This is a genomic window from Hahella chejuensis KCTC 2396 (assembly GCF_000012985.1).
Classification (GTDB): Bacteria; Pseudomonadota; Gammaproteobacteria; order Pseudomonadales; family Oleiphilaceae; genus Hahella; species Hahella chejuensis.
On record NC_007645.1, the window covers coordinates 3,215,017 to 3,230,479 of the forward strand.

Genomic DNA, 15,463 nt, shown 5'->3' on the forward strand with positions numbered 1-15,463 from the left:
CAGGTTAATAGCCGGGCGCACGAAGGCGCTTTTGCGGCGACACGCCGCGGGAGGCCGGGCCCGAACATGAAACAGGCCCGGCCGATGGCGGACAAACAGCCGGAAAGCGGCTTGTCCGCCGGGTCTGGTTATCGGTTGGGACGAGGCCGTTAAATCGGTTTGGTGGCGTTTCTCAACCACGCGGTCTGTGAAGCTTCCAGATAAGGGCTGAGGGCTTCATACACGCGCCAGTGATAGGCGTTGAGCCAATCGGTTTCCTCGGCGCTGAGCATGGACAGATCCAGGGCGTTGACGGCGATGGGCGCCAGGGTGATGGTTTCGAAGCCATAGAAGACGCCGAACTCGTTTTCCTCCAGCTCCACCACCTTCATGATGTTCTCGATGCGCACGCCGTACTCGCCTTCACGGTAGACGCCAGGCTCATTGGTGATGACCATGCCGGGCTTGAGAGCGACTTCCTTGGGATTCTGCGAGAAGTTCTGCGGACCTTCATGCACATTCAGGCACAGGCCGACGCCGTGGCCGGTGCCGCACTTATAGTCGATGCCATGCCGCCACAACATGCCTCGCGCCATGATGTCCAGATTGGCCCCGGTGGCGCCTTTCAGGAATACCGTCTGGGTTAGGCGGATCACCGCCTTGAGCACCAGCGTGTAATCCTTGCGCTGCTGAGCGGTGGGCGCTCCAAAATGAAAGGTGCGGGTGATGTCGGTGGTGCCGCCCGGATACTGGCCGCCGGAATCCACCAGGAAAAAGTTGCTCTCATCCACGGTGGCGTTGCTGTCGGCGGTGGCGGAATAGTGCATCTTCGCCGCGTGAGGGCCAAACCCGGCGATAGTGCGGAAACTGTCGCTGATATAGCTGGACGTGGCGCGCCGATACTCCCGCAACTGCTTCTCCGCAGACAGCTCGGTGACCTTGTCGCCGGGAACCTGCGCCTGCAGCCAATACATGAAATTCACCATGGCCACGCCGTCCAGACGCAGAACCTGCTCGAAGTTCTCCATTTCCGTGGGGTTCTTCTGCGCTTTCATGTCCGTGACCGGACAGGGCGTCTCCACCAGAGAAACAGAGCTCGGCGCCTGATTCACCAGCAGACTGTTGGCGCTGGCCGGGTTAATGGAAAGCCTGCAACCTTCCGGCAGCTGGGCGAGGGCGTCAGCGATCTGGTCGTAGTCGTGCGCCGTGACGCCATACTCCGCCAGGGTGCACTCCACCGCCTCCGGCAGTTTTTCGCGGTCGATGAACACCCGGCTTTGCTGCGCGCTGACCAGCAGATAGGACTCGGAAATGGGACAGTAAGGCGTATCGCCGCCGCGAATGTTCAGCGTCCACATCACATTGTCCAGGTTGGACACCAACAACGCGTCCACTGCCTGCTCCGCCATCCATTGGCGGATGCGCTGGATCTTTTCCTGCGCGTCCACGCCGGCGTAACGTAAATCATGGTTGAACACCGGCGCTTTGGGCCGGGCGGGGCGGTCATACCAGAGCGGCGTAATCAGGTCCTGGTCCAGAATTAACTGAATGGACTTGGGCGCGAAGGCCTGCATCAGCTCCTGATAAAACGCGCGGCTGATGGAGCGGCCATCCACGCCGACGCGGGATTGTTCTGGCAGCGTGGCGGCCAGCCATTCCGCAATGGTGGGCGTTTCCGGCAACTTGGCCTTGAACAGGCGCAGGCCGGACCCCGCCAGTTGTTCTTCCGCCTGGATAAAATAGCGACCGTCGGTCCAGAGGCCGCCGCCGTCGCCGGTGACGACCACATTGCCCGCCGAACCGTTGAAGCCGGAAATCCACGCCCGCGCCAGCCAGTGATCGGCGGAGTATTCGCTGGAATGCGGGTCATTATTGGTGACGATATAGGCGGCGAACGCATGCGCTTTCATCGCCTTGCGAAGATGATCGAGTCGTTGCGTGACTGAGGGCGTGTTCATAGTTAATAACTTCCTAATGACAGACGATTAATTCGGCGGAAAAACTGAAAACGACAGACCCTGCGCATGCCGGGTCCCGTCTCCCGAGATAAGCGCATCCCGGCGCGGGAAAGTTGGCGAGCAATCTCATTGGCCCGCCAATAACAAGGTGTTGGAACAGAAAATACGGTGTTCCTCCGAGCCGCTCTGGGTGGGAGGCTGGCGCCCACAGAGATCGGTGGCTTCCGGGCATCTTGTGCGGAAGACGCAGCCGCTGGGCGGGTTGAGCGGCGAGGGCAGATCGCCGGGCAAAAGCTGCACCTCCCGGCTCCGCGCCAGTTTGGGATTGGCGATCGGGACTGCGGATAACAGCGCTTTGGTGTAGGGATGCTGCGCCTGATCGAAAACCCGGTCATACAGGCCGACTTCCATGGGCTTGCCCAGGTACATGACCATGACCCGATCGCTGATATGGCGCACCACGCTCAAGTCGTGGGCGATCATCACCAGCGTCCCCCCCATCTCTTGTTTAAGGTCGTCCAGCAGATTGATTACCTGCGCCTGAATGGACACGTCCAGCGCGCTGACCGGTTCGTCGCACACCACCAGATCCGGGTTGAGAACCAGGGCGCGGGCGATGCCGACGCGCTGACACTGGCCGCCGGAAAACTCATGGGGATAGCGATTGCGATGGCTGGCGGACAGGCCCACTTTGTCCATCATGGCGATCACCTGGCGCTTGATTTCCCGGCGTTTGAGTCTCGGCTCATGGGTTAATAAAGGCTCAGCGATGCACTCCGAGACGGTCAGGCGCGGGTTGAGGCTGGCGGTGGGGTCCTGAAACACCATCTGGAATTCACGACGACGGCGCACCAGCGTGGTCTTGCTGAAGGCGCGCATGTCTTCGCCTTTCCAGCGCAATTCCCCACGGGTGGGTTCGATCAGTCGCAACAGGGCGCGCGCCAAAGTGGACTTGCCGCAGCCGGATTCACCGACAATGCCTAGGGTTTCGCCCCGGTACACATCCACGTCAATGCCGTTCACGGCTTTCAGTCGCGGGCGTCGGCTGGGCAGGATGTGGTTGCCGACGGGGAAATGCACTTCCAGGTTGCGGGCGGAGAGTAAAACGTCTTTTGTATTCATCCTGCGGGTCCTGTGTCGATGGCGTCAGGCGGTGCGGGCCAGCGGCGTGGTTTTGTTCTGCGCCAGTGCGTGGCAGGCAGCCAGTTGCGTGGCGCCGAGCCGCGTCAGGGGCGGAAGGGCGGTCTCGCAGGTGGGCTTTTGCAAGTCGCAGCGCTCCCGGAACGGACAGCCTTTACTGTTGATCAGCGCGTTGGGCGGATTGCCGGGAATGGTGGGCAGGCGCGGCATATCCTCGGTAATCGAGGGAATCGCCTTCAGCAGTCCCTGGGTGTAAGGATGAGCCGGGCGCTCGAATAGCGTCTCGGTATCCGCCTCTTCCATCTTGCGGCCGCCGTACATCACCAGCACCCGGTCGCACATTTCCGCGACCACGCCCATATCGTGGGTGATCAGCAGGATCGCGGTATTGAACTCGCCCTGCAGCTCCCACAGCAGCGACAGAATCTGCGCCTGCACGGTGACGTCCAGGGCGGTGGTGGGTTCGTCGGCAATCAACAGTTCCGGACGGCACAGCAGCGCCATGGCGATCATGATGCGCTGGCGCATGCCCCCGGACAGCTCGTGGGGATACTGCCCCATGCGCGTCTGCGGCGAGGGGATGCGCACCGCATCCAGCATGCGGATGGATTCCGCCCGCGCCGCCGCTTTGCTCATGCCCTTATGAATCATCAGCACTTCGGTAAGCTGCTTGTCGATCTTCAGGAAGGGGTGCAGAGAGGTCATCGGGTCTTGGAAAATCATGCCGATTTTTTCCGCCCGGATGCGGTTCAACTGGCGTTTGGACATGGCCAGCAGATTTTCGCCATGAAAGTTGGCGGCGCCGGAAACTTCTCCGTTGTCAGCGGTCAGTCCCATCAGGGCGAACACCGACTGGCTTTTACCGGAGCCGGACTCGCCGACAATGCCGAGGGTTTCACCGGCGCGCACGGTGAAGGAAAGATCGCTGACCGCCTGCACCAGTCCGTCCGGCGTCGCGAAGCGAACATTCATGTTTTCAACGGATAAAATGGTCATGAGAGCTCCTGGCGCTTGCTGGATAATTGCTTTTTTATTGGATGCATGAGAGGTCCGGGGCGCATGAGAGTTAGCGGTCCTTCGGGTCAAGGGCGTCGCGCAGGCCGTCGCCGATGAAGTTGAAGCAGAACAGGGTGGCGACCAGAAACAGAGACGGAAACATCAGCAGCCACAGCGCCACGTCAATGGTCTTCGCCCCTTCCGCGATGAGAATTCCCCAGCTGGTGTCCGGCGGCTGCACGCCCAGTCCCAGAAAACTCAGGAAGGATTCAAACATAATGAAGCCCGGAACCATCAGCGAGGAATACACCATCACAATGCCCAGCACGTTGGGCAGCACATGACGACGCACGATGGTGAGTTTGGACACGCCGATGGAGTGCGCCGCTTCGATAAACTCGCGTCGCTTGATGCTGAAGGTGACGCCGCGCACCACGCGGGCGATGTTGAGCCAGGACACCATGCCGATGACGATAAATATCAGATAGATATTGTTGCCGAACAACGTGACGAACAGGATCACCATGAACATGAACGGCACGGAATCCAGCACTTCGATCACGCGCATCATGACGCTGTCCACCAGCCCGCCCACATAGCCGGAAATAGCGCCCCAGACCGTGCCGATCACCACCGCCACCAGCGCGCCCATAAAACCCACCATGATGGACAGGCGACCGCCTTGCATGGTGCGGGCGAACAGGTCCTGGCCCAGATCGTCGGTACCGAAATAATGCCCGGTTTCCAGGGAGGGCTTGCCCAGCTCGTAAGGATCGGCCACCACATTCCAATCGATTTCATCGTGGCTGAAAGGCGCGACGTGCGGCCCGACCACAATGCAAGCGACGATAAACAATAAGACGTAAACCGACGTCATGGCGGCGCGGTTCTTGCGAAAGCGCATCCAGGCGTCCTGCCACAGGCTGCGTCCCGCCACGGCCTCGACATGGTCCGACACCTGATCGGCGAACAGCTGCGGGTCGATTTTTCTGGTTGTCAGCACGACGGCCTCCTAAATGCGAATGCGCGGGTCGATGACGGTGTACAGCAGGTCCACCACCAGATTGAAAAAGATGGTCAGGGAAGCCACGATCAGGGTGATGCCCATCACCAGACCGTAATCCCGGTTCAGCGCGCCGGAGACAAAGTGCTGTCCCATGCCGCCAGTGCCGAAGAAGATGTCGATAATCACCGAACCAGTAACGACCGCGACGAAGGCGGGGCCCAGCATGGCCACCACGGGAATCAACGAGGGCCGCAAGGCGTGATGAAACAGCAGATAGGGCGTGGACAGTCCCTTGGCGATGGCGGTGCGGATATAAGGCTGGTTCAACGTCTCGATCATGGCGCCGCGCATGACCCGGGCGATGCTGGCCACAGAGCCGATGGCCAGGCTCAGCACGGGCAGGATTAAAAAGGCCGTCTTGCCGCCTTCCCAGCCGCCGGCGGGCAGCCAGTCCAGCTGAATGGCGAAAATAGTGACCAGCACCGGCGCCAGCACGAAAGCGGGAATCACCACGCCGGTCATGGACAGGGACATCAGGGCGTAATCCAGCTTGCTGTTGCGATTGAACGCCGCCAGGGTTCCCAGCAGCATGCCTACCGGCACGGAAATACAGAAAGACAACATGCCCAGCGTCGCCGACACCGGCCAGGACTGGCCCACCAGTTGCGTCACGGTGAAGTCCTGGTACACGAAACTCGGCCCCAGGTCGCCTTGTACGAAGTCGCGAATATAGATGAAAAACTGGGTGAAAAACGGCTCGTTCAGGTGATACTTGGCTTCAATATTGGCGCGCACGATTTCCGGCATGGGGCGCTCCATGTCGAAGGGGCCGCCGGGAGCGATATGCATCAGCCAGAACGAGACCAGGGCGATGAACAACAGCGTCGGAATGGCGATCAGCAGGCGACGCAGAATGTATAGCAACATAATGACGCTCTCAGGAATCCGTTAAAAAAGGCCTGGAGGCGCCGGCTCTGTACTTCCGACATCCAGGCCAAGAGATCGCCCACTTTAATGGGCTTTCACATACACGTTCTTGCGGTAGTAAGAGGCTTCCGGATTGGTGCGTTCATAACCGCCGATGTAAGGCTTGATCAGGTATTGATCATTGCCGTAGCGGTACAGCGGGATGATCGCCATGTCATTGATCAGCAGGGTCTCCGCCTGACGGTATTCCTTGGAGGGATCGCTCAGCACTTTGGAGGCTTGCATGAGTTGGTCGTAGCGCGGGTTGCTGTATTTGGAGTCGTTGAACTCGCCAGTGGACACAAATACGTCCAGCCAGGAGGAGGCTTCGTTATAGTCGGCGACCCAGCCGCCGCGGTGAATGTCGCCGGTATCTTTCAAGGCGTAGAACACCTTCGGCTCCAGTTGCTTGATCTCCACCTGCACGCCCAGCACGCTCTTCCACATGCCCGCCATGGCGGTGGCGATCTTCACGTCCGTGGAGAAGGTAGGAACGGTGAAGGTCAGTTTCAGCGGCTTGTCCTTGCTATAGCCTGCTTCCGTCAGTAGTTGTTTGGCCTTTTCGTTGCGCTGCTTCTGGGTCCAGGTCGCGTACTCTGGCGTGTAAGGCTTGTAGCCGTCGGTTTGCGGCGGCACCAGCGTGTACATGGGAACGCCGCCGTTATTTAGAATCGCGTTAGTCATAATGTCGCGATCGATGGCGTAGGACAGCGCAGTGCGCACGCGCACGTCCTTGGTAGGTCCGGCGACGGTGTTCATATAGTAGTAGACGGAACCCAGGGAGGCGCTGGTGTTGGCCACTTCTTCAGGGAATTTCTTGAGCAGTTGCTTCTTCTGTGCGGAAGGAATGGACAGGGCCTGATCGATCTCGCCGGCCAGATAGCGGTTCAACGCCACATTGGCGTCGCCGATGGGCAGCCAGGTGATCTTTTCCAGCACTACATTATCCGCATCCCAATAATGAGGGTTTTTCTTCAGCACCATTTTTTCGTTCACTTTCCACTCGGACACAATAAAGGCGCCGTTGGTGACGATATTCGCCGGCTGGGTCCACGCAGCGCCGTATTTCTCCACGGTCGCCTTATGCAGGGGGACCAGCACGGGATGGCTGATGAGTTTGAGAAAGAAAGGAACGGATTGCTCCAGGGTGACTTCAAAGGTGTAATCATCCACCGCGCGCACGCCCAGGGTCGCGGGGTCCGCTTCGCCTTTCATGATCTGCGCCGAATTCTTGATTTTCGGCATGGCGGCGAACCAGGCGTAGGGCGAGGCGGTTTTGGGATCGAGCAGACGGCGCCAGCTATAAACGAAATCATGCGCGGTCACCGGATCGCCGTTCGACCATTCGGAGCGCCGCAGTTTGAAGGTATAAACGGTGTTGTCGTCGTTCGCCGACCAGCTTTCCGCCACACCGGGAATGGTTTTACCGGTCTTATCCTGAATAGCCAGCCCCTCAAACAGATCGCGACCCAGATTGAAAGCAGGCTCCGCCGCATACTTGGCGGGATCGACGGAAGTAACCTCTCCGCCGTTATTCAGGGTGATCTCCTGACTGGCCGCGAGTTGAGTTCCTGGAGGGTAAGGCTTCGCCACCGCGCTTACCATAAACACGCTGCTCATCAGAGAAATAGCGCCCAGCATCAGTAGTTTGCTTATCTTCATGACTACCTCGTCATATTATTTTCGTTATGCAACGACGAAATGTATATTGTATACAATTTGTTCTCAATAGCCTTTGAAGACCTCAATATGAAGGATCAGAATCAGAGCTTGGCGGTCTCAGAAAGTGAGACTGGTTGGGGAGTTGGGATTGGCTGTGGTTGAATAGCTAATCAAAACTTTAGGTGGCCGCCGTTGAAAGTATATTTCGAGAATATTGAGCATGGCTGGGTGGATTTTCGACTTGAAGCAAATGGAAAGAACCAAATCCATGAAGGTTTTTCCTATACCCCTTACGACTCCTTTTTAGAGCTGGTTGACGCCCTGTTTGACATGAAGTCCCAGCAGTGGCCTGTGCAAAAGAAAGCCACTTTTAATACTGAGCCATATGAATATGAATTTCACTTCAAAAAAGAGAATGAAAAAGTTCACCTAAATATAGTTGGTTATCCTGACCATCGAAGAATGGACAAATCTGAGACTATTTACGCAGCCGAAGGAACGTACGAAGAGATCTGCCTCCCGTTTTGGCGGGGCCTGCGTAGACTTCAAGGGATGCACAGCGCAGAAGAACTTGATAAAAGGTGGCAAAGGTCATTTCCTTCGTCAGAAATTGATGCTTTGACCAGGTTGTTGAAAGGATAGCGGCTAAGGGCTGTGTTATACCGTTTCCCATTGGATTATGTGGGCGATGGTGGTCAAGGCGTTTGAAGTCGATCCTTACAAGCCGGCATTTTATTTTTTATCGCGAGCTGAGTTTCTATTCTTTTAATGGGTCTTTATAGGAAGACCGGATAAGAGCTGGTTTATGAGCACATACGTATTCGCCTTCATTGAAATTAATCACAACGGGGAGTGGATCATTGCGGATAACCTCGTTGAAGATGAGGAGTATGAGGGTAAGCCGGTTCCGAAGAACGTCGCTCCATGGTGGTGGGGCAAGAGCGCATACGCAGACATTTACGAATTATCGGGTGAAAGGGGTTTCCCTGCTGACCTCAGCGCTGAGATGTTGAGCTTCATAAATGAGTACTGGCAGGATGCAAACCGGCCGTCGTGGCTGTTAATGTCGGAACTAAAACTATTACAAGAAGACGCGAATGGCCGCTGCCCTGCTATAGACTTAATCCTGTTCCCAGGCGCCTTGCCAGACAGCGAAGTCAGGCTAGTGTTTTGGGCAGACCAGTGAGTCCACGTAAATTACGAAATCACGCGGGTCAACTTTCGCTGCATCAATGACTACTTGTACAGTGTTGGAGACTTTCACATTCAGTTATGAATCATGCCGAATTAATAGAAAAGCTCAAAAAGTCGGGATTCGAACAGCTAGGGACAGCAAGTGCTTTTGGGTACGCTGGTGAGTGGGTGATAGGGCTCATAGGGCTAAGCGGACGGTTTCAGCAAGCAGGGACAAAGGCTTTTGTAATTTGCGCAAGACCAATCAGCTTTGACTATATGGAAAGGCCGAAGGGGAAATACCACGACGACCCCATGGAGTATCCATTTAAATTAACGCTGAATAGCTTTGGCGAAAAGTTAAAATACCAATCACAGCTATTGCGCTTCGAGCACTCAAGAATTGATACCGAAGGCGATTGGTCAAAGGTTTTCGATTTTCTTGTAAGCGACCTGCCAGAATCACTTTCAAGTCTTGGCGTGTCAGGGTTGGTTCAGCAGATCAAAGAGATTAAAGAGCCTGGATATATAGAGAAAATATGGCTTGGAGAATTGGGGGCATAAGGCCACGGAGTAGCGCGCAGGATCTTGCTTCGGGCCCGTCTCGGCTGGACAGACGAAGAAATGCTGCTGAATGTCTAATAAAGGCTTTGCATGTCGTTGGCTTCCGAGGATTTGGTCTAGCCTTTTAGGTAACTGGAATTTGTTTGGGTCAGAAGTGAAAACTCACCCATCTTGGAGGTGAACGGAATGACGCAACTGACGATTCCTTCTCACGAGCGGAAGTTGCTTGAAGGGCTGGCGCGGTCGATTCCCCTGAATCCCTTTGGCGGTGAGCGCATTCCGCAGTTGGCTGAGTTGATCGGGGTTTCGTCTCCGCCATCGGAAGGCGCGCTCGTTGACTGGCTGGATCAACGCATCAGCGCCTTGCGCGCTTTAGGCGGAAATCGTATTAACGATTTTCCTCTGGCGGACCAGGCGTTGGTCACCATGCTCTATCTCTATCGTCAATACCACAGAGCGTTCCCTGCACTGGATCGTCTGATCGCCGATGAGTTGCAAGGTAAAAAGTACGATGTCGCCCCTCTGGCGGAGATCCGGGATAATCTCGAAAAAAAAGGATTCACTGCCGCGCAGGCGGATCATTACCTGGCGCTGTTCTATCAGTTTCGACGCACCTTTCATTTCATTCTCGACGCTCTTGTAGGCGAAGCGCCCTGTATTAACGAATTACGGGCGTCTTTGTGGAACAACATATTCACCAGTGATCTGCTTCTTTATGAGCGCCACTTATGCCGGCGGATGCGTGACTTCTCAACGCTGCTATTGGGCGAAACCGGAGTCGGGAAAGGGACCGCCGCTGCGGCGATCGGACGTTCTGGATATATTCCCTACGACCGCTTTACTGGTAGATTTGTCGAACCCTTACAAGCGGCTTTCGTGGCGGTGAATCTTTCTCAATTCCCTGAAAGTCTGATTGAATCCGCTCTGTTTGGACATCGCAAAGGCGCTTTTACTGGCGCAATCGCCAACCATTACGGCGTCTTCGGGCGTTGCAGCGCATACGGCGCTTTGTTTTTGGATGAAATAGGAGAGCTGAGCGTATCTATTCAGATCAAACTGCTGCAGGTCTTGCAGGAGCGTTGTTACACGCCCTTGGGCAGTCAGCAGGCGCAGCAATTCAGCGGCAGAGTCATCGCGGCCGCCAACCGGCCGTTGCAAGAACTGCGGGCGGAGGGGCTGCGGGATGACTTCTATCATCGCCTGTGTTCGGATGTCATTATTCTTCCCCCTTTACGTCAGCGCCTTCAGGAATACCCCGGAGAGATGGCGTTGCTGGCGGATCTGACGTTGCAACGGCTGCTCGGTGAGCAGGATAGAAAGCTGAGCGCCTACGTGCAGGAGGTTCTCCATCGAGATGTTCCTGAGGATTATGGTTGGCCTGGTAACGTGCGCGAGCTGGAACAGGCGGTCAGGCGAATTCTGTTGACCGGGCGCTATCTCAACGACAACGGAAGCCTTCACGCGGAAGTCGCGACGCCAATAACCTCAGAAAACCTCTTGCGCCTGCAGGAAGCCTTGCAATGCGGATCGCTGTCGGCCTCGGAGCTGTTGGCGCAGTACTGTGCGCATTTGTATCAACAACTGGGCGCTTATCAGGATGTGGCGCGCCGAACGGGTTTGGATTGGCGCACCGTTAAGCGGTACGTGCAGGAAGCTGTTAATCAGACAGACAAATAGCTTCCTTCTATTTATCTGCAACGACAGGGCTGCGCATGCCAGGCCCTGTCTCCCGCGGCTGGCCGCCGCGCAGGCGCATCCATGCGCCTGAGTATCAACATGTCAATATTATTGCCACGTTAATAATATAGCCTGCATTAGATGCCTGTTATGCCGACACTGGATGTCTCCATTCTTGTTCGTTTTGACCCATTTTTTAAAACCACGTCCCTTAAAGAAATAGATAATTCAATAAAAACAACAGGCTATATCTGATCGCCAAGACTGGCCCAACGCCTGCAACAGGCAACAGTGCGAACGGCGGAGTGATCCGCAGTATTCAATCTGGACGGGAGAAGGCCATGACATTCCTGATTGTTTTTAAGATGCTTTCCTGGTTAATCCTTAGCGTTTTCTTCTACTACGGTTACGACATGCGGCGACGCCCTGGCTGGCGCGAGCTGGCTCCAGGCAGGAGCACCCGGATAATGAAAAGCGCAGCTTTGACTCTGGGCGTCATACTGGTGACGGCAATCGCATGTCTCACACGGTTGAGACCGACGGACTACGTCGCGTTGTTATGTTTTCTGGCGGGCGCCTTACTGGTGCGTGAAGCGAAAAAAGAACTGGAGAAGAGTGGCGCCTTCACCTGGACCGGTTATGCGCTGGTCACACCGCACTTAGTAACCTCGGGTATCTACGCATGGCTGCGCCATCCCCTATATGCAGGCGTGCATCTGGTGGAGATCGGCGGCGCCTTGCTGGTTCTTCCTCATGCTTCGGACTGGTTTCCGCAAGCCCATTTGGAGATAAGCCTTGGCCTGTCAGTGGCGTTGCTATACGCCATCTTTTTCAACTTGAAACAGGCCGCTCGCGAATCTCAGTTTTTGGCGCAGGTTTTTGGTGAGGAATACCGACGCTACGCCTCACGGGTCAGAGCGTTTATTCCCATCACCAAAGGTCACTAGAGGAGGATTGGCTATGTTTGCATTATCGTTACGGTTCAACAATTTTCGCTTCAGGAAGGGAGTGGCTGGCATTCCCGACAGTGCGGTTTATAAACAGGCCATGGCTCATTATTACCTGAATAAACGGCGTCATAACGCAGATCTCGGCGTGGCTTGTCAGGCTTTCGAACAGGCTTATCAGGACCGGCGCCGTGAAGGGGACTTGGTTAATGACCTGATTATTGTCGAGCAGGACGGCGTGCGCATCAAAGTCCGTAAACCGGATGGCGCCGAGTTCGCGACGTTGAATCTGGCCACCAATTCATATCAGGATCTGGACCTGGAAGCGGCTCCCCGGCAGCAATTGGCGGAATACGTGATGACCAATGCGCTGTCGAGCTGCCTGTCGAGAAAAATAGCCGGCCGGCTGCCCGTTCACGCTCAATTGGAGGAGGAAATTCGAGACTTTCTAGAGTATGAATCCTGCCTGCTGGCCACTTGTGGCTACATTGCGCAACAGGCGGTTTTGTTCGCGTTATTTCAGAAAGGTGACGTGATTTTCTCCGATGAGCACAATCACTCGTCATTGATCGACGGCATGCGCCTGACTGGTTCTGATGTGGTGATATATCCCCATTTGGATTACGACAGGCTGCGCGCCCTCGTGAGAAAGCATCGATCTCGCTATAACTGTGCGGGCATTGTGTCCGACGGCGTGTTCAGCGCCCACGGAACCATGGCGAATCTGGACGCCATCGCCGCTATTAAGCAGGAGCATAACCTGCTTTCCATTATCGACGACACCCATGGCTTCGCCACCATCGGACGGCGCGCCCGCGGCGTGCTTGATTACTATGAATCCCGCCCGGATGTATTAACGGCCAGTCTGGCTAAGGGCCTGGCCGGGTTTGGCGGCATGGTGGCGGCGAGTCGTCCTGTGTTGAGAGTGATCGACTGCTTCGGTCGGCAGAACATCAATACCTCGCATTTATCTCCCCTGGCGACAGCGCAATCCTATTTCAACCTCAAGCATCTACGCGCCAATCTGTCCGCCTTCACCGCCGACCTTAATCAGGCGGTGAGGTTCTTTAACCAGGCGCTGGACAGGAGAAGTCTTAAGCAATATCAGGACGCCAACACGTATGCGCACCCTATATTTTCCTTTTATGGCGATTCGGAGACGCAGGTGGTGGAGGCCTACCAGTTATTGCTGGAGAACGGGTTTACGGGCGCTTTTTTTCCTCCTCCCGTAGCGCCTGCGCCAACCATCCGGTTCTCTCTGCATCGTAAGGTGGATTCGGAGTCTTTAACGCGTCTGGCGGTGTTGATTGAACGTTGCGGTCTGCGGCCGCTAAGTCGTGAGTATTGGCCCCACATGCAAGCAGTTCGGCAAGTGCAGTCAGCATCCGCGACGCCATTAGAATTGCTCCGTGATTCCCGGTTGGCGTCTCTGAAATAAGGAGTTTAAAAATGAAAAAACGTAAGCTTCCGACGCAGGTAGCGACATCGATGAACTATAAACGGATTCAAAGTGAGTCTTTCTTGTCCTGTTGGTTTCTGAGTTACTGTCTTCTGGTGAGTTCCGCCGAGCGCTTTATTATTCGCAGCGCCGGCGACGCCATGCGGGACGTTGACAACGCCGAATTAAAAGACAACCTGAAACTCTGTTTCTTTCAGGAAGCGCAACACGCCAGGAGCCATGGCGCATTTAGCGAGGGTTATTTCGAACAAAGGCCAATACTGCGCAAATTCGTAAAGGTGAACGACTTTCTGAACTACGGCGTGATTGAGACTCTGGCGCCCTGGAAACTGAAGCTGTCATTCGCCGCCGCGATGGAGCAATTAAACGCGGAAATCGCCTGCTTTGGTTTGCAAAGACTGAGCGAAATCAGCAAAGAAGAGTCGTTCCGGCAGATGCTAAGTTGGCATTTCGTGGAGGAAATAGAACATCGGGAGCATGTTTATGACCTGATGCAGGAAAAAGGAGTGGGGCAAGGGGCAAGAGTGCTTGGAATGATTCTGGTCTGGTGGTCTTTTTCCTTCTGGATCACATCAGGAGCTGCGCTGATTTGTGGGATGCAATGGAGGTTGTTGCGGCAGGGCGGAAAAGATATACGGAAACAGGGCGTCCTCCTGCGATTGTTACGATCAGCGTGGCGATATTGCCGCAAGGAGTATCATCCTTCTGTGGAGAAACTTCCGCCGGAATTCTTTATTTACCAGAAACGTGTACAGGTATTGGAGTGATACTTGAGTGGTATATGAATAGCTCTGCCGAGTCGCATAATCAGGAGATAAAAATGGCCTCCCTGAGTCATGTGAGATCAGGAAGGCCATTTGTGCAGAGCGTCTATCTCTCTGCGAGGCTCGCTGCTTACTGCCCCTGCGTCTCAACCTTCAGATACGGCCCCGGCAACAGGCCATTACCGGGTGAGTTGATGGTTCTGTAGTTGGCGTTGGCGGAGAGTTCCGGCGTTTTATCGCTCACGGAGTTCACTACCTGCTCAACCACAGCGGCCACCAGCATGCCCGCCAGGCCATTGCCGCCGCCGTCACCAGAGGACTGCTGGGCATAGGCGCGGCCTTGCCACAGAGTTTCGCCGGTTCTGGCGTCAATCAGGCGCCAGGACGAAGACACCACAGCGACGGAGGAGATAATCTGGTATTGCTGTCCCCAATCGTCAATGGTGACGTACAACACCGCGTCCGGACCAATGTGCTCGCGCAACTTGTCCAGGGGGACGCTGTTCATTTCCGCCGGCGTAGGCAGGCCGTTGTCCTTCAGAAACTGATCTATCACCGCGACAGGGAAGACGTAGTAGCCTTTTTCCGCCAGCGGCGCAGAGATCGTGGACAGGAAAATGTAGGGCGCATTCACTTCCACTGTGTTGTTTTGCGGCGGAATCACCAGAATTGAACGCGGTTTGCTCGCCAACAGCGCGGAATAGTCATAGGGCTGTTGCGTGGCGCAGCCAGTGCTCAACACAACGGTCAGCGACAACAGGCTGAGAAGCTTCCAAAGTGGTAAAGATCTCATTTAGCCGCCCCCTTTTTGGCTCTCTCCAGAATTCCGTCGATAAATGTCGCGGATTCAGGGTAGAGCGCTTTTTCCTGATTGAACGCCTCCACCGCCAAGCCGGGCTCTCCCGCGCTGGCGTAGATCATGCCCAGATGCGCGTAAAGCCCTGGAGGGACCTGCTGGCCATGGTTGTTGGCCTGCTCGATGGTGACCGTCAGTTTTTCAATCTGCGTGTTGTTGTCCGCTTCGCCGGGCTTGGTGTACATGTCCAGCAAAACGTCCTGATAAGACCCCCAATAATAGAGGCCTCGCGGTTGGTTGGCGCACCCCGCCAAGATGGCGAGAGCCAGAGCCGGCGCAATAAGGCGTAAAGTTTTCTTCATTCCAGTATTACCTG

The 15,463-nt window shown here is 55.7% G+C and carries 15 protein-coding genes; 7 read left to right on the top strand and 8 right to left on the bottom strand.

Features of this window, described 5'->3' with window-relative positions:
• Positions 1-149: 149 nt before the first annotated feature.
• From HCH_RS14055 to HCH_RS14080, 6 genes are all read right to left on the bottom strand, one after another.
• The gene (locus HCH_RS14055; protein WP_011396955.1) at positions 150-1,937 is read right to left on the bottom strand and encodes an aminopeptidase P family protein; all 1,788 of its coding nucleotides are present in this window, start codon (positions 1,935-1,937) and stop codon (positions 150-152) included.
• A 126-nt stretch (positions 1,938-2,063) separates the two neighbouring features.
• Entirely contained in the window at positions 2,064-3,059 is a 996-nt protein-coding gene (locus tag HCH_RS14060) for an ABC transporter ATP-binding protein (RefSeq protein ID WP_011396956.1), read from the bottom strand.
• Positions 3,060-3,083: 24 nt separating this feature from the next.
• Positions 3,084-4,073: an ABC transporter ATP-binding protein gene (locus tag HCH_RS14065; protein ID WP_011396957.1), complete on the bottom strand. Its 990-nt coding sequence runs from the start codon at positions 4,071-4,073 to the stop codon at positions 3,084-3,086.
• A gap of 70 nt (positions 4,074-4,143) precedes the next feature.
• On the bottom strand, positions 4,144-5,076 hold the full coding sequence (locus tag HCH_RS14070; RefSeq protein ID WP_011396958.1) for an ABC transporter permease subunit: 933 nt from the start codon (positions 5,074-5,076) through the stop codon (positions 4,144-4,146).
• Between the two features lie 9 nt (positions 5,077-5,085).
• Positions 5,086-6,006 carry an oligopeptide ABC transporter permease OppB gene (oppB, locus tag HCH_RS14075; protein ID WP_011396959.1) on the bottom strand — a complete coding sequence of 307 codons (921 nt, stop codon included), beginning with the start codon at positions 6,004-6,006 and terminating at the stop codon, positions 5,086-5,088.
• 84 nt (positions 6,007-6,090) lie between these two features.
• Positions 6,091-7,707 (bottom strand): peptide ABC transporter substrate-binding protein, encoded by a 1,617-nt coding sequence (locus HCH_RS14080; protein ID WP_011396960.1) that lies wholly within the window; start codon positions 7,705-7,707, stop codon positions 6,091-6,093.
• Between the two features lie 192 nt (positions 7,708-7,899).
• On the opposite strand from HCH_RS14080, the gene HCH_RS14085 reads away from it, so the two are divergent.
• The 7 genes from HCH_RS14085 (at position 7,900) to HCH_RS14115 (ending at position 14,294) form a co-directional block, all read left to right on the top strand.
• Positions 7,900-8,349 (top strand): hypothetical protein, encoded by a 450-nt coding sequence (locus HCH_RS14085; protein ID WP_011396961.1) that lies wholly within the window; start codon positions 7,900-7,902, stop codon positions 8,347-8,349.
• 163 nt (positions 8,350-8,512) lie between these two features.
• Entirely contained in the window at positions 8,513-8,893 is a 381-nt protein-coding gene (locus HCH_RS14090) for a hypothetical protein (RefSeq protein ID WP_011396962.1), read from the top strand.
• An 86-nt stretch (positions 8,894-8,979) separates the two neighbouring features.
• Positions 8,980-9,444 (top strand): hypothetical protein, encoded by a 465-nt coding sequence (locus tag HCH_RS14095; RefSeq protein ID WP_011396963.1) that lies wholly within the window; start codon positions 8,980-8,982, stop codon positions 9,442-9,444.
• A gap of 186 nt (positions 9,445-9,630) precedes the next feature.
• Positions 9,631-11,121 (top strand): sigma 54-interacting transcriptional regulator, encoded by a 1,491-nt coding sequence (locus HCH_RS14100; RefSeq protein WP_011396964.1) that lies wholly within the window; start codon positions 9,631-9,633, stop codon positions 11,119-11,121.
• Between the two features lie 341 nt (positions 11,122-11,462).
• A complete protein-coding gene (locus HCH_RS32365) occupies positions 11,463-12,068 on the top strand; it encodes a methyltransferase family protein (protein ID WP_011396966.1) in 606 nt (201 codons plus the stop codon).
• A gap of 13 nt (positions 12,069-12,081) precedes the next feature.
• Positions 12,082-13,506, top strand: a complete 1,425-nt coding sequence (locus HCH_RS14110) for an aminotransferase class I/II-fold pyridoxal phosphate-dependent enzyme (protein WP_011396967.1) — start codon at positions 12,082-12,084, stop codon at positions 13,504-13,506.
• An 11-nt stretch (positions 13,507-13,517) separates the two neighbouring features.
• Positions 13,518-14,294, top strand: a complete 777-nt coding sequence (locus tag HCH_RS14115) for a metal-dependent hydrolase (RefSeq protein ID WP_011396968.1) — start codon at positions 13,518-13,520, stop codon at positions 14,292-14,294.
• A 127-nt stretch (positions 14,295-14,421) separates the two neighbouring features.
• Here HCH_RS14115 and HCH_RS14120 read toward each other — a convergent pair whose 3' ends face one another.
• Positions 14,422-15,084, bottom strand: coding sequence for a DUF799 domain-containing protein (locus tag HCH_RS14120; RefSeq protein ID WP_011396969.1), 663 nt, complete (start codon positions 15,082-15,084; stop codon positions 14,422-14,424).
• Positions 15,081-15,449 carry a DUF4810 domain-containing protein gene (locus HCH_RS14125; protein ID WP_011396970.1) on the bottom strand — a complete coding sequence of 123 codons (369 nt, stop codon included), beginning with the start codon at positions 15,447-15,449 and terminating at the stop codon, positions 15,081-15,083. Before HCH_RS14125 ends, HCH_RS14120 begins: the two co-directional genes overlap by 4 nt.
• Positions 15,450-15,463 lie beyond the last annotated feature (14 nt).

Coding starts and splice junctions, on each gene's coding strand:
- HCH_RS14125 (WP_011396970.1), bottom strand. CDS start 15,449: ATGAAGAAAACTTTACGCCTTATTGCGCCGGCTCTGGCTCTCGCCATC.
- HCH_RS14100 (WP_011396964.1), top strand. CDS start 9,631: ATGACGCAACTGACGATTCCTTCTCACGAGCGGAAGTTGCTTGAAGGG.
- oppB (WP_011396959.1), bottom strand. CDS start 6,006: ATGTTGCTATACATTCTGCGTCGCCTGCTGATCGCCATTCCGACGCTG.
- HCH_RS14055 (WP_011396955.1), bottom strand. CDS start 1,937: ATGAACACGCCCTCAGTCACGCAACGACTCGATCATCTTCGCAAGGCG.
- HCH_RS14065 (WP_011396957.1), bottom strand. CDS start 4,073: ATGACCATTTTATCCGTTGAAAACATGAATGTTCGCTTCGCGACGCCG.
- HCH_RS14060 (WP_011396956.1), bottom strand. CDS start 3,059: ATGAATACAAAAGACGTTTTACTCTCCGCCCGCAACCTGGAAGTGCAT.
- HCH_RS14090 (WP_011396962.1), top strand. CDS start 8,513: ATGAGCACATACGTATTCGCCTTCATTGAAATTAATCACAACGGGGAG.
- HCH_RS14080 (WP_011396960.1), bottom strand. CDS start 7,707: ATGAAGATAAGCAAACTACTGATGCTGGGCGCTATTTCTCTGATGAGC.
- HCH_RS14095 (WP_011396963.1), top strand. CDS start 8,980: ATGAATCATGCCGAATTAATAGAAAAGCTCAAAAAGTCGGGATTCGAA.
- HCH_RS32365 (WP_011396966.1), top strand. CDS start 11,463: ATGACATTCCTGATTGTTTTTAAGATGCTTTCCTGGTTAATCCTTAGC.
- HCH_RS14120 (WP_011396969.1), bottom strand. CDS start 15,084: ATGAGATCTTTACCACTTTGGAAGCTTCTCAGCCTGTTGTCGCTGACC.
- HCH_RS14115 (WP_011396968.1), top strand. CDS start 13,518: ATGAAAAAACGTAAGCTTCCGACGCAGGTAGCGACATCGATGAACTAT.
- HCH_RS14110 (WP_011396967.1), top strand. CDS start 12,082: ATGTTTGCATTATCGTTACGGTTCAACAATTTTCGCTTCAGGAAGGGA.